Genomic DNA, 14,241 nt, shown 5'->3' with positions numbered 1-14,241 from the left:
GGGGATGAACAAAACCCCCACTGATTAAAGTTTCACTTTATTATTTTACAAATTGTAATTCTTTCGGGAACTTCGTTAAGATTTCTGATCCGTCTTTTGTGATGTAAATATCATCTTCAATACGAACGCCGCCTACGTTTGGTACGTAAATACCTGGCTCGATTGTGAAGACCATGCCTTCTCTTAATAGAGACTCATTGCCTTCTTTTACATCTGGATATTCGTGTACGCTAATTCCAAGTCCGTGACCAAGGCGGTGTGGGAAGAAGTCTCCGTAACCTGCATCTGCGATAACAGAGCGAGCAGCGTTGTCAATTGCACCAAATGCAACGCCTGGTTTACATGCTTCAACTGCTTGTAGTTGTCCAGCAAGTACAGTGTTGTAAATGCGAGTTTGTTCTTCAGAAATATCACCAAATGCTACTGTACGTGTAATGTCAGAGCAATAACCTTCAATGATTACACCTAAATCAAATAGTACGAAATCGCCGCGTTTCATTTTGTTTGCACCTGGAATACCGTGTGGAAGAGCAGAGTTTGCACCTGCTAATACCATCGTATCGAATGACATTTTATGGATGCCTTTTGTTTTTAATTCATGCTCAATAATTGCTAATACTTCTAGCTCACTACGATTTTCTTTAATTGCATTTATACCAACTTCAACAGCATAGTCTGCCATTTTAGCTGCTTCACGTAAAATAGAAAGTTCTTTTTCATCTTTGATTAAGCGAAGCTCGCGAACTTTCTCTTCAGCTGATTTGAAAGCTGCATTTGGGAATAATTTTGTTAATTCTTCGTAACGTTCTACGTTTAAATGTTCTTTTTCAATTGCAACTGCATTTGCATCAATACCACGATCTTTAATTGCTTTTGCAATCATATCCCATGGTTTGTCAGTATCAGTAAATCCGATGATTTCATGTGCCCAGCCAGCGTTACGCGCTTGACCTTCTTCCATTTTAGGACAAATTAAAATAGGTTCTTTTTCTTGGAATACAAACATACCAAGTAGTCTTTCATGCGGTTCACAGTGGAAGTTTGTCATGTAGAAAACGTTCGGTGTAGAAGTTAAGAACGCAGCTTCTACGTTTTTTTCTTTTAGCCATTGCATTAAATTTTCTAATCTAGCATTCATCGATTGGCACCCCCGAGATATTTAATTACAAATATAACTTTACATCGGATGAAAGCGTTATGACAAGTAAATAGATGTTAGAAAAGACAGGTAATTGAGAAATCATGTAGAATAAAAAGTGAGAATGTGAATAGGGGAGGAATGTAAGGATGAAAGTATCTTATCACGGGCATTCAGTTGTAAAGATTGAAACGAATGGAAAAGTTATTTTAATTGATCCGTTTTTAACAGGAAATCCGAAAACAGATTTAAAGGCTGAAGATGTAAAAGTTGATGCGATTATTTTATCGCACGGACACGGTGATCATGTCGGCGATACAGTAGCGTTAGCAAAGAAAAATAATGCGGTCGTTGTGGCACCATTTGAATTAGCGACATTTTTAGGCTGGCAAGGTGTAAATACACATCCAATGCATATTGGAGGTTCACATGAATTTGACTTTGGTAAAGTGAAATTCACACAAGCATTCCACGGATCTAGTTATATTGATGAAGAAAATAAGACGATTACATATACAGGTATGCCAGCTGGTATTTTGTTTACGGCAGAGGAGAAAACGGTATATCATGCAGGAGATACTGCGTTATTCTCTGATATGAAGTTAATTGGAGAACTTAATAATATTGATGTAGCATTTTTACCAATTGGCGATAATTTCACAATGGGGCCAGAAGATGCTGTTTTAGCTGCAAAATGGACTGGTGCGAAAACAGTTGTACCGATGCATTATAATACGTTCTCGGTTATTGAACAAGATCCATATCAATTTGTAGAAAAGCTACAAAATTGTACAGGGAAAGTATTAGAAGCTGGAGAAAGTATTACACTATAAAAAAGAAACCCTTCATTTGAAACGACAAGTGAAGGGTTTTTTATGTGTGTAGTACAGTTTTTAAAGTTTGTATTTGTTTAGGTAATTCTTTTCTTTTTGTACGTGGCTGTTCGGGTGTTTCATTCAACTCCATTGCAACTTTTTTCCCGTCTACGAAAGCTAAAAATACAGCACCTACAACCTCTAAAAATTTTTTCATAATGTATCCACTCCTTTGTTTCATTTCTTGTCTTAATTGTATATGGAAGCGTGTGGACAAACCATCGAACGAGATGACAATACCATTACATTGTTGTAATAGAATGACTGGTGTAATGTAAGGAGCATTTTGTTATAAAAAAAATAGTACAGACATACAAAGAGAGAGTGTAACAGTTTTGGAAATATAGTATACTGAAAATACAACACATGAAGAATTTAGGGAAAAGAAAGTATGGTGAAACCATTTGGCTACCAAACATAATCAAATTTTAGAACATATTAATAGCCTGCCAGTAGGGCATAAAATTTCTGTGCGGCAAATTGCGAAAGATTTAAGTGTAAGTGAAGGGACCGCTTACCGTGCAATTAAAGATGCAGAAAATAAAGGGTATGTTAGTACAATTGAACGTGTCGGAACAATTCGAATTGAGCAAAAGAAGAAAGAGAATATCGAAAAACTGACATATGCAGAAGTCGTTAACATTGTCGATGGCCAAGTACTTGGGGGCAGAGAAGGACTACATAAAACGTTAAATAAATTCGTTATTGGGGCTATGAAATTAGAAGCGATGATGCGCTATACAGAAGCAGGGAACTTACTTATCATCGGTAACCGTACGAACGCACATCAATTAGCATTAGAAACAGGGGCTGCTGTATTAATTACAGGTGGATTTGATACAGAAGAGCATGTGAAAAAGTTAGCAGATGAATTGAAATTGCCAATTATTTCGAGTAGTTATGATACATTTACGGTCGCGACTTTAATTAACCGTGCAATTTATGATCAACTTATTAAGAAAGAAATTGTACTAGTTGAAGATATTTTAACACCAATTGAAGAAACACTATATTTAAAGCCTAGTGACATAGTGCAGAAATGGCATGAGTACAATGAAGAGACGATGCATGGACGCTATCCGATTGTGGATGAAAATAAAAAGGTGTTAGGTATCGTAACTTCGAAAGATATGATTGGTGTTGCGAAAGATACACCGATTGATAAAGTGATGACGAAACACCCTATTACGGTAAATGGAAAAATGTCTGTCGCAGCTGCAGCACGTATGATGGTGTGGGAAGGTATTGAATTACTTCCTGTTGTGGAGGATGGAAATAAATTGCAAGGTATCATTAGTCGTCAAGATGTACTTCAGGCCTTGCAGATGATTCAGCGTCAACCACAAGTTGGTGAAACGATTGATGACATTGTAACGAATCAATTTATGACGCCGAAAGAAGCGAAAAATGAGCATTTATATCAATTTTCAGTGACACCACAAATGACGAATTCAATCGGGACGTTATCTTACGGTGTATTCACAACAATTGTGACAGAAGCAACAAACCGCGTCATTCGTGCGCAGAAGAAGAGCGATTCAATTGTTGAGAACTTAACAATTTATTTCGTAAAGCCAGTTCAAATTGATAATGTTGTATCAGTTCATCCGAAAGTATTAGAAATTGGGCGTAAATTTGGTAAGGTTGATGTAGAAGTGCATCATGAAGGTAATGTTGTCGGGAAAGCGTTACTTATGGTGCAATTGATCGATAAATAAAAGATGGAACAAATCGCTTTGGTTTGTTCCATCTTTTTTGTTTTATTGGGCTTTGAAGCTGTTGCTAAAGATGTGGAAGAGTTTTAGCAGGATATATATGCGGAGACGTAATTATATGGTTAAAAAACAGAATATTAATTTAATTTCAGTTTATACTATGTTATAACTGTATTATAAGATAATAGATGTCGGAAGGTGGTATACCATATGTCATCAGAAGTACTCTTTTTTGGTGGTATCGCACTCTTTTACTTTCTTGTGATGATACCAATTCAATATTTATATTTACAAGGATTGCATGAAAAAAAGAAAAGAACAGGATTATCTCAGCAAGAATTATACAAACAGATGTCTTTTGAAGAAGAACAATTACATTTTCACGTGCAAGGTAATCTCTTTAATATACCATCTGCGTTTGTTGCATATACGATTTTGAAAGTGAAGGGACGTAAAAAAGTATCACAATATTGATGCTTTTTTTACGTTGTTTTATAAGATTCGGCTTCTTTGACTGCTAATGGTAAAAAATGTTTATATTGGCGGAATCCATTAAATGTACTCGCGCTGCCAAGTAAAATAAACAAAACACCAACGATAATGCGTGCAGTTGAAAGTTCTAAAAAGAATTGGTTTATCCCAAAGAATAGGACGAATAAGCCGAGTGCCATTGCGGATTTTCCTGAGAGCCAACCTTTCTCCATTGGACGGTTTGTACGAAAGAATTTTGTTTTGTAGAAGAGGTACAACACAAATGAGATGATAATACAAAAGACGAATACTGGCATAATACACGCTCCTATCGATTGGTATAAAAATAACAATTTAGAAAAAAGAAAAATCTAAACTTTCTAATTTTTATTATAAAGCAATTGTTCGCATGTATGAAATGTTTTCCGTTATAATGGGGGATAAAGTGAAACTTTAATTAGTGTGGGGGAGATCCCACGTACTAATTATTAGCCCTCACCAATCGGGCTTTTACGTGCATCCGGGCTCCAAATTAATTTTGCCCCATTGTTTTTAATACTTTTGAGGTGGGAGTCTTACTACACGTTAATGCGGGATAAAATGAAGAAGTTGAATAAAAAGGAGATTATACATATGCATGAGCAAATTTTAGGAGCAATTAAAGAGTTTGATACAATTATTATTCATCGTCATGTACGTCCGGATCCAGATGCGTTAGGTTCTCAGTGCGGACTTGGTACAATTCTGCAAGAATCGTTTCCAGAGAAAAATATTTATATGATTGGGTACAACGAGCCTTCTTTAGCGTTTTTACGAGTAATGGATGATATTGAAGATAGTGTATATGAAGATGCACTTGTTATCGTTTGTGATACAGCAAATCAAGAGCGTGTTTGTGATCAACGTTATGCAAAAGGAAAGATGGTAATTAAAATTGATCATCATCCGAATGAAGACCCGTACGGAGATATTACGTGGGTGGATACGACAGCTAGTTCTACAAGTGAAATGATTTATGAGTTTTACAGTTATGGAAAAGATAAAGGATTAACGATATCAAAGGAAGCAGCTCGCCTTATTTTAGCGGGTATTGTCGGTGATACAGGTCGTTTCTTATTCCCAAATACAACAGCGAAAACACTTCGTTACGTAAGTGAGCTTGTTGATATGGACGTGAAATTCACAGATTTATACAATGAAATGTATAAGACAAAAGAAAAGATTGCTCGTTTAAACGGTTATATTTTACAAAATTTCACGATGGTAGAAGAAGGCGCAGCATACATTAAATTAACGAAAGAGGTACTAGAAGAGTTTGATGTACTTTCTACTGAAGCATCTGGTGTTGTCGGGGCGCTTGGTAATATTGATGGATTAAAGGCATGGGTTCTATTTTTAGAGGAAGATGATGTTATTCGTGTTCGTCTTCGCTCAAAAGGACCAGTTATTAATAAATTAGCAATGCAATATAATGGCGGAGGACATCCGATGGCTTCTGGTGCAAAAGCATCTTCTTGGGAAGAAGCGGATCGCCTTTTTGCTGATTTACGTGAGCTATGTAAATAAGAAGTTGTATGTTGAACGAAAGAGAAGGAGAGGCGCTGAGGCCCTCCTTTTTTTATTTTTCTTTCTCTATATCAATACTAATTTCAAGTACGGTATCAAAAGAGACTGTGTCTACTTTAAAGCGGTATATACGATCGTAATGTTTGTACGTTTTATTTTCGATGACTTTTTTGAGTAGGTCTTTATTTTTTGCGATGCTTTGAATGTTTTTCGTTAAAAGATGCTGGAGATCATTATGGATAGAGGTGGTCATATTTTCAAGTGTAAGATTGTCTAAATCATATTTTTTTCGATTTATAATTTTTATTTTGATTTCTTGAATTGTTAAGAGTCGTTTATTTTCTGTGTTCAATTTCTCTTGGTCTTCGAGAAGGACGTGGAGTTTTGCTTCTTGTTTTTCGATGATTTCTTTTTGTTCTGCTATTTTACTAGCTTGTTCCTGCTGAAAAACACCGTATATGTACAAAAAAATAAACCAGCTCAAAATCCCTCCAACAGCAGCACCAGCTAAAACTAAATACCACCTTTTGGCTGTATTGGCACTCGGTACTCTCATACATGTTCCTGTGTAAGCCACTTAATAATAATAAGACCAGTTTGCATACCACCAGTTGCGAAAAAAATAAGGAGAATTTGTTTTACGATATCTTTCATATCTCCGCCAAAGAAGCTTCTTTCAAAGCTATAGAAGGTATCGAACGTTCCGCCAATTGCTGCAACGAGTGCCCAAATTCTTAAGTTTTGAGCAAATTGACTAATATAAGTTAGAGCTGGTTTTCCGACGAGAAATGCACCAAATCCGCCAATTAATGAACCACCAAGTATAACTCCAAAGGCAATAAAGTAACTAATAATAAGCAGAGAGAAAAAAGTATGTTCTCTTACATCCATCGTCATTCCCCTTTCTTCTTCATATATATGGACAAAGTATGAGAAGTATGTTTTGATTTCCGCTTTCCCCATCACCTATAATAAAAGTAGTCACATAGGTAAAGAGAGGGTACAACAGTGAAGTTTGTGCATTTACAATGTCAAACCGTTTTTAGTTTATTAAAAAGTGCTTGCAAAATTGATGAGCTTGTCATTCGGGCGAAAGAGCTTGGATTTTCATCGCTGGCCATTACAGATGAAAATGTTATGTATGGAGTTATTCCGTTTTATAAAGCATGCAAGAAAAATGGTATACAGCCTATTATCGGTTTAACAGCTTCTATTTTTAGTGAAGAAGAAGAAAGGTCTTATCCACTCGTCTTACTTGCTGAGAATGAAATAGGCTATCAAAATTTATTAAAGATTTCTAGCAGCATTATGACGAAGTCAAAAGAAGGTATTCCGAAGAAGTGGCTTGCTCATTATGCGAAAGGATTAATTGCAATTTCACCAGGGAAAGACGGAGAAATTGAACAGTTATTATTAGAAGACAAAGAGAGTCAGGCTGAAGAAGTAGCTCATACGTATCAAAATATGTTCAGCAATTTTTATATAAGTTTGCAGCATCATGCGATTCAAGATGAACTGCTTTTACAAGAAAAACTGCCTGAATTTATTAATAAGGTAAATGTTCCAGTCGTTGCAACAAATGATGTTCGCTATATTAATCAAAGTGACGCACTTGTTCATGAATGTTTATTATCTGTTGAAGGCGGAACGAAAATGACTGATCCAGATAGGCCGAGAATGAAAACGGATCAGTATTATTTAAAGTCATCGGATGAAATGGAAGCACTCTTTTCTCATGCTGAGGAAGCGATTCAAAATACAATAACAATCGCGGAACGTTGCCAAGTAGAAATTCCTTTCCATGTAAATCAACTACCGAAGTTTCCTGTTCCATCTAACGAGACGAATGATACGTATTTGCGCCGTGTTTGTGAAGAAGGCTTAAGTAAACGATATGGTACGCCAAAAGAAGTGCATATACAGCGTTTGAATCATGAATTACATGTGATTTCTCGTATGGGATTTAGCGATTATTTCCTCATCGTATGGGACTTTATGAAATATGCACATGAAAATCGTATTTTAACTGGGCCAGGCCGTGGATCGGCAGCGGGTTCACTCGTTTCTTATGTATTGGAAATTACAGATATTGATCCAATTGAATATGACTTATTATTTGAGAGGTTTTTAAACCCTGAACGTGTGACACTTCCAGATATTGATATTGATTTTCCAGATATAAGACGTGATGAGATGATTCGATATGTGAAAGATAAATATGGTCAGCTTCGTGTCGCTCAAATTGTAACGTTCGGAACTCTTGCAGCGAAAGCCGCAATTAGAGACATTGCTCGTGTAATGGGGCTCCCGCCAAGAGATATCGACATATTTTCAAAACTTATCCCATCAAAGCTTGGTATAACGTTAAAAGATGCATATGAGGAATCGCAATCGCTCCGTGAGTTTATACAAGGGAATCTTTTGCATGAGCGTGTGTTTGAAATTGCAAAACGTGTAGAGGGATTACCGCGTCATACGTCTATTCATGCAGCTGGCGTTATAATGAGCCAAGAACCGTTAACGGGAAGTGTAGCGATTCAAGAAGGGCATAACGATGTTTATGTTACGCAATATCCAGCTGATGCATTAGAAGAACTTGGGTTGCTCAAGATGGACTTTTTAGGCTTACGTAATTTAACGTTACTTGAAAATATTATAAAGTTTATTGTTAAAAAAACTGGGAAACAAATTGATATAAGAAATTTACCTCTTCAAGATGAAAAGACGTTTCAATTGTTAGGAAGAGGGGATACAACAGGTGTATTCCAGCTTGAATCAGGTGGTATGCGAAATGTACTTCGCGGGTTAAAACCGAATGAATTTGAAGACATAGTTGCTGTTAACTCTTTATACAGACCAGGACCGATGGAACAAATTCCAACCTTTATTGAATCGAAGCATGGGGAAAGACGAATTGAATATTTACATCCAGATTTAAAGCCCATTTTAGAACGAACATACGGCGTAATCGTATACCAAGAACAAATAATGCAAATCGCATCGAAGTTAGCTGGATTTTCGCTTGGAGAAGCGGATTTACTGCGCCGTGCTGTGAGTAAAAAGAATCGTGATATTTTAGATCAAGAACGCAAGCACTTTGTTCAAGGTTGTTTGGAAAATGGATACGACGAGACATCTTCAGAACGAATTTACGATTTAATTGTAAGATTTGCGAATTACGGTTTTAACCGAAGTCACGCTGTAGCTTACAGTATGATTGGGTACCAGCTTGCATATTTAAAAGCGAATTATACGCTGGAATTTATGACTGCGTTATTATCAAGCGTAATTGGAAATGAAGATAAGATTGTGCAGTATGTACGAGAAACGAAGCGGAAAGGTTTTCACGTTTTACCGCCGTCTCTTCAGAGAAGTGGTTACAACTTCCAAATAGAAGGGAATGCGATTCGATATAGTTTACTTTCGATTCGGAATATCGGAATGGCTACCGTGACTGCGCTACTCGAAGAACGAGAGAAAAAAATGTTCGAAGATTTATTTGAGTTTTGTCTTCGTATGCCATCAAAATTTGTAACAGAGCGAAATTTAGAAGCGTTTGTCTGGTCTGGATGTTTTGACGATTTTGGTGTTTCGAGGACGACGTTATGGAAAAGTCTTAAAGGAGCGTTAGAGTATGCAAATCTTGCACGTGACTTTGATTTAGGGGATGCTGTTCCGAAATCAAAATATGTACAAGGAGAAGAGCTATCCTTTATTGAACAGTTAAATAAGGAGAAGGAAGCACTCGGTTTTTATTTATCTAGCTATCCGACAGCGCAGTATGCGGAGTTAGGAAAAGAATTAGAAATCCCATCTCTTGCTCAGGCGATGCGACATAAGAAAAAAGTACAAAGAGCAATCGTATATATAACAAGTGTGAAAGTTATTCGTACGAAAAAGTTGCAAAAGATGGCGTTTATTACATTCTGTGATCAAAATGATGAAATGGAAGCCGTCATTTTTCCAGAAACGTATATACATTTTTCACACAGGTTACAAGAAGGGGCAATTGTTTTAGTTGATGGTACGATTGAGCAAAGAAATCATAAGTTGCAATGGATCGTGAATGGACTATATCCGCTAGAAGAAATGGATGTTTATGAAGAAATGAAAGAAGCATCTGTTTACGTGAAATTGCCGTCTCAATATGAAAAAAAGCTTGTAAATCAAGTTACGAAAATATTGTTTGACTATTCAGGTTTTACGAAAGTACTAATTTATTATGAAAAGGAACATAAAATGGTACAATTATCTCGAAGTTTATCGATTCATCCAAGTGAAGAATGTCTAGGAGCACTTCGTGAAATTGTAGGGGACGAAAATGTCGTTGTGAAAATATAATGGACAATTTCCCTACACTTCGATTATTATAGTAGTAGTGTTCGTGGTCAGACCACTTGGAGAAATTGATATCAGCCAGAATAATTTGAGGAGAGTGGATAGTTTGTCAACACTTCGTGAAGAAGCACTTCACATGCATAAAGTGCATCAAGGAAAATTAGAAACTGTATCAAAAGTAAAAGTAGAAAATGCAAAAGATTTAAGTCTTGCATATTCTCCAGGGGTTGCAGAGCCTTGTAAAGAAATTTATGACGATAAAAGTAAGGTATATGAATATACAATGAAGGGAAATATGGTAGCAGTTGTGACTGATGGAACGGCTGTACTTGGTCTTGGTAACATTGGACCTGAAGCATCTCTTCCAGTAATGGAAGGTAAAGCTGTATTATTCAAGAGCTTTGCTGGCGTAGATGCATTCCCGATTGCCTTAAATACAAACGATGTAGATAAAATTGTTGAAACTGTAAAATTAATGGAGCCAACTTTTGGCGGTGTAAACTTAGAAGATATCGCAGCACCAAATTGCTTCGTTATTGAAGAACGTTTGAAAAAAGAGACAAACATTCCGATATTCCATGATGATCAACACGGAACAGCTATCGTAACAGTAGCAGGCCTTGTGAACGCGCTGAAGTTAGTTGGAAAGAAAATGTCCGACATTAAAGTTGTCGCAAATGGTGCAGGTGCAGCAGGTATTGCAATCATTAAACTTTTATATCGCTATGGTGTACGTGACGTTATTATGTGTGACCGTAAAGGTGCAATCTATGAAGGTCGTCCTGTCGGTATGAATCCGGTGAAGGATGAAGTTGCAAAATATACAAATAAGAATCGTATCGAAGGTTCTTTAGCTGACGTTTTACAAGGTGCGGACGTATTCATTGGTGTATCTGCAGCAGGTGCATTAACTGAAGAGATGGTTCGTACAATGAATGACGATGCAATTATTTTTGCAATGGCGAATCCGGTTCCAGAAATTATGCCAGAATTGGCAAAAGCAGCGGGCGCAGCTGTCGTTGGAACAGGTCGTTCTGACTTCCCGAACCAAGTAAATAATGTACTAGCGTTCCCAGGTATTTTCCGCGGTGCACTTGATGTACATGCGACACAAATTAATGAAGAAATGAAGATGGCAGCTGTACAAGCCATTGCAGAGCTTGTATCAGAGGATGAGTTGAATGCAGACCATATCATTCCAGCACCATTTGACGCGCGCGTAGCGCCTCAAGTAGCGGCTTACGTTGCGAAAGCAGCAATGGAGACAGGAGTGGCTCGCCGTCAAGTAGATCCAAATGAAGTCGCTGAGAAAACAAAACAATTAGCGCTGATTGGTAAAGAATAAGCGAGGAATTTCCATTGACATCATCAAATACAAAAGTATATCTCGAAATTGTAAAAAAAATCCGTTCCATTATGGAAGAGGATTGTTTAGTAGCAGGGGATCGTTTGCCATCTGAGCGTGAGTTAAGTTCACGCTTAAATGTTGGACGTTCCTCTGTAAGAGAAGCATTACGTGCTTTAGAACTGGTAGGATTAATTGAAACGAGACGTGGTGAGGGGACGTTTATTCGAAACTTTTACGATAACGGTCTTGTACAATTAATTGCTCCGTTCTTGCTGCAAGATGAGAAAACAATTCGTGATTTATTACAAACAAAACGATTGCTTGAGAAAGATATGATTCGACTTGTATGTAATTTACCGAAAGAAACGTTTTCTGGAGTACTAAGTAAATTACACCAAGTGCTTGAAGAAAATGAAAGCTCAATTCCGGTGCTTCATCAAACGTTCTTTAAAACACTTATTGAACAATTCGATAATTATTTACTCTATCGCATTTGGATGATCGTAAATGATTACGTTGCAACTCTTTCTTGTGAAGTTTCAGGAGATTCTATCGAAATCTATAGAAAGCTTTATGCTACTTTGGAAGTGAAACAAGAAAATGATGCGTTAAAAATTTACGATGAATTAGTAGAGAATATACAGTTTCACTCGTAATGTATAAAATTTGTCGAAATGACCATGACACGTTATGACAAACATTCTACCGCATAGCGGTTAAAGTTAAACGTAAAGAGAGAGGTTATTAGACAGATTGAGAAGATAAGGCTAACATCAAACATTGGTGTTAGCCCCATTTTCTTCTTACGCTAACCTTAGCTCTCAACGAAGGGGGTCAAATTGTGCTAAGAGATTTATTCGTGAAAAAGAAAAAGTACGCTGCAATACCTTCAGAACAAGTACGAAAAGATGTACCAGATGGCGTTATGACAAAATGTCCGAAATGTAAAAAAATCATGTATACGAAAGAGCTTCTTAAAAATTTAAAAGTATGCGTGAATTGTGGATATCATCATCCGATGAATGCATGGGAACGCCTTGATAGTATATTGGACGAAGGTTCATTTCGTGAGTATGACAAAGAGATGGTTTCACTAAATCCACTTGAGTTTCCGGGATATGAAGAGAAACTAGAAAACGATCGTAAGAAGACTGAATTGAATGAAGCGGTTGTAACTGGTGAAGGAACAATTGATGACATGCTTGTTGTTGTTGCAGTAATGGATTCTCGTTTTCGAATGGGCAGCATGGGCTCTGTTGTAGGAGAAAAAATTGCTCGTGCGGTTGAAAAGGCATACGACTTACAAGTTCCATTTATTATCTTTACTGCGTCGGGTGGTGCCCGTATGCAAGAAGGGATATTAAGTTTAATGCAAATGGCGAAAACAAGCGTAGCTTTGAAAAAGCATAGTAATGCAGGAGGGTTATTTATTTCTGTTATGACTCACCCGACGACGGGCGGGGTTTCAGCGAGTTTCGCTTCACTTGGTGATTACAATTTTGCAGAGCCAGGTGCACTTATCGGATTTGCTGGTAGACGCGTAATTGAACAAACAGTGCGTGAGAAACTGCCGGAAGATTTCCAAACGGCAGAATTTTTACTAGAGCATGGTCAATTAGATGCGGTGGTGCATCGTGATGATATGAGAGAATCACTCCGTAAGATTTTAGAAGTTCATCAAGGAGGGGAAATGGCTGTATGGCAGAGCTAGAATTTGAGAAACCAGTTGTTGAGCTAAGAAATAAGATTCGTGAACTGAAAGACTATACGAAAAACAGCCAGATGGACTTCAGTGAGGAGATTCGTATTTTGGAAGACAAGCTAGAAAAACTAGAGGAAGATATATACGGCAATATGAAAGTATGGGACCGTGTTCAAATTGCTCGTCATGCAGAACGACCGACAACGCTCGATTATATTGAGCACTTATTTACTAATTTTTTTGAATGTCATGGAGATCGCCTATTTGGCGACGATGCAGCGATTGTCGGCGGCATTGCGAAATATAAGGGGATGCCTGTAACTGTAATTGGGCACCAACGCGGAAAAGATACGAAAGAAAATATTCGTCGTAATTTTGGAATGCCTCATCCAGAAGGATATCGAAAAGCACTGCGTCTAATGAAACAAGCGGAAAAGTTTAATCGTCCCATTATTTGTTTCATCGATACGAAGGGAGCTTATCCTGGTAAAGCAGCTGAAGAACGTGGACAAAGTGAAGCTATCGCTCGTAATTTATTTGAAATGGCGGGTTTAACTGTACCTGTTATTTGCATTGTTATCGGTGAAGGTGGTAGCGGTGGTGCGTTAGGTCTTGGAGTAGGAGATTACATTCATATGCTAGAAAATTCCACTTATTCTGTTATTACACCAGAAGGTGCGGCGGCGATTCTTTGGAAAGATGCTGGTAAAGCAAAAGAAGCTGCAGAAGCGATGAAAATTACAGCATTAGATTTGAAAGAATTAGGTGTAATTGACGAAATTATTCCAGAGGCAAAAGGCGGAGCGCATCGTAATGTTTTGAAACAATCAGAAAATATAGATTTAATGCTTAAGAAAACTTTTGAACAATTAAGCGGAATTTCGAAAGATGAATTAATCGAAAAACGTTATGAAAAATATATGAAAATTGGGCAAGTTTCGTTTTCAAACGCTTCCATTGGGATAAAATAAGAAAAGCGTGCGTTCCTCTTCGCGAATGCACGTTTTTATTATGAAAAGACACATCTTCTCCATTGTGTTTTTGTATTTTTTCGTGTTATTTTATTATAAGGCAAATAATCTTTATGA

Annotated in this window: 14 protein-coding genes; 9 read left to right on the top strand and 5 right to left on the bottom strand. The window is 37.2% G+C overall.

What is annotated here, in order from left to right; all coding sequences use genetic code 11:
- Positions 1 to 40: 40 nt before the first annotated feature.
- On the bottom strand, positions 41 to 1,138 hold the full coding sequence (gene pepQ, locus V7038_RS12460; protein ID WP_335470383.1) for a Xaa-Pro dipeptidase: 1,098 nt from the start codon (positions 1,136 to 1,138) through the stop codon (positions 41 to 43).
- 149 nt (positions 1,139 to 1,287) lie between these two features.
- Here pepQ and V7038_RS12455 point away from each other — a divergent pair, with 149 nt between their 5' ends.
- Positions 1,288 to 1,971: a metal-dependent hydrolase gene (locus tag V7038_RS12455; protein ID WP_335470380.1), complete on the top strand. Its 684-nt coding sequence runs from the start codon at positions 1,288 to 1,290 to the stop codon at positions 1,969 to 1,971.
- 40 nt (positions 1,972 to 2,011) lie between these two features.
- Here the strand turns inward: V7038_RS12455 and V7038_RS12450 are convergent, their stop codons facing one another.
- Positions 2,012 to 2,170 (bottom strand): hypothetical protein, encoded by a 159-nt coding sequence (locus tag V7038_RS12450; RefSeq protein ID WP_002112214.1) that lies wholly within the window; start codon positions 2,168 to 2,170, stop codon positions 2,012 to 2,014.
- Positions 2,171 to 2,417: 247 nt separating this feature from the next.
- Between V7038_RS12450 and V7038_RS12445 the strand changes: the two genes are divergently transcribed.
- Positions 2,418 to 3,731 carry a DRTGG domain-containing protein gene (locus V7038_RS12445; protein ID WP_000201581.1) on the top strand — a complete coding sequence of 438 codons (1,314 nt, stop codon included), beginning with the start codon at positions 2,418 to 2,420 and terminating at the stop codon, positions 3,729 to 3,731.
- A gap of 207 nt (positions 3,732 to 3,938) precedes the next feature.
- The gene (locus tag V7038_RS12440; RefSeq protein WP_335470378.1) at positions 3,939 to 4,202 is read left to right on the top strand and encodes a DUF3949 domain-containing protein; all 264 of its coding nucleotides are present in this window, start codon (positions 3,939 to 3,941) and stop codon (positions 4,200 to 4,202) included.
- Positions 4,203 to 4,210: 8 nt separating this feature from the next.
- Here the strand turns inward: V7038_RS12440 and V7038_RS12435 are convergent, their stop codons facing one another.
- Positions 4,211 to 4,516, bottom strand: a complete 306-nt coding sequence (locus V7038_RS12435) for a YtpI family protein (RefSeq protein ID WP_002088950.1) — start codon at positions 4,514 to 4,516, stop codon at positions 4,211 to 4,213.
- Positions 4,517 to 4,832: 316 nt separating this feature from the next.
- Here V7038_RS12435 and V7038_RS12430 point away from each other — a divergent pair, with 316 nt between their 5' ends.
- The gene (locus tag V7038_RS12430) at positions 4,833 to 5,765 is read left to right on the top strand and encodes a DHH family phosphoesterase (protein WP_206771421.1); all 933 of its coding nucleotides are present in this window, start codon (positions 4,833 to 4,835) and stop codon (positions 5,763 to 5,765) included.
- Positions 5,766 to 5,817: 52 nt separating this feature from the next.
- On the opposite strand, the gene ytrI is transcribed toward V7038_RS12430, so the two are convergent.
- Together ytrI and V7038_RS12420 are read right to left on the bottom strand one after the other, a co-directional pair.
- A complete protein-coding gene (gene ytrI / locus V7038_RS12425) occupies positions 5,818 to 6,321 on the bottom strand; it encodes a sporulation membrane protein YtrI (protein WP_002112211.1) in 504 nt (167 codons plus the stop codon).
- On the bottom strand, positions 6,318 to 6,731 hold the full coding sequence (locus tag V7038_RS12420) for a YtrH family sporulation protein (protein ID WP_199659327.1): 414 nt from the start codon (positions 6,729 to 6,731) through the stop codon (positions 6,318 to 6,320). Before V7038_RS12420 ends, ytrI begins: the two co-directional genes overlap by 4 nt.
- Before the next feature lie 42 nt (positions 6,732 to 6,773).
- Here V7038_RS12420 and dnaE point away from each other — a divergent pair, with 42 nt between their 5' ends.
- The 5 genes from dnaE (at position 6,774) to accA (ending at position 14,124) form a co-directional block, all read left to right on the top strand.
- Positions 6,774 to 10,106 (top strand): DNA polymerase III subunit alpha, encoded by a 3,333-nt coding sequence (gene dnaE, locus V7038_RS12415; RefSeq protein ID WP_335470375.1) that lies wholly within the window; start codon positions 6,774 to 6,776, stop codon positions 10,104 to 10,106.
- Between the two features lie 133 nt (positions 10,107 to 10,239).
- Positions 10,240 to 11,448 (top strand): NAD(P)-dependent malic enzyme, encoded by a 1,209-nt coding sequence (locus tag V7038_RS12410; protein ID WP_165763976.1) that lies wholly within the window; start codon positions 10,240 to 10,242, stop codon positions 11,446 to 11,448.
- A 14-nt stretch (positions 11,449 to 11,462) separates the two neighbouring features.
- Positions 11,463 to 12,107 (top strand): FadR/GntR family transcriptional regulator, encoded by a 645-nt coding sequence (locus tag V7038_RS12405; protein WP_002112207.1) that lies wholly within the window; start codon positions 11,463 to 11,465, stop codon positions 12,105 to 12,107.
- Between the two features lie 185 nt (positions 12,108 to 12,292).
- Positions 12,293 to 13,162, top strand: coding sequence for an acetyl-CoA carboxylase, carboxyltransferase subunit beta (gene accD / locus V7038_RS12400; protein WP_002112206.1), 870 nt, complete (start codon positions 12,293 to 12,295; stop codon positions 13,160 to 13,162).
- On the top strand, positions 13,150 to 14,124 hold the full coding sequence (gene accA / locus V7038_RS12395; RefSeq protein ID WP_000818787.1) for an acetyl-CoA carboxylase carboxyl transferase subunit alpha: 975 nt from the start codon (positions 13,150 to 13,152) through the stop codon (positions 14,122 to 14,124). The genes accD and accA overlap by 13 nt, the downstream gene beginning before the upstream one ends.
- Positions 14,125 to 14,241 lie beyond the last annotated feature (117 nt).

The sequence above is a fragment of the Bacillus sp. JJ783 genome, from assembly GCF_036963225.1.
Classification (GTDB): domain Bacteria; phylum Bacillota; class Bacilli; order Bacillales; family Bacillaceae_G; genus Bacillus_A; species Bacillus_A cereus_U.
Note: the sequence above shows the minus strand (reverse complement) of the source record. Positions and strands in the feature narration are given on the sequence as shown.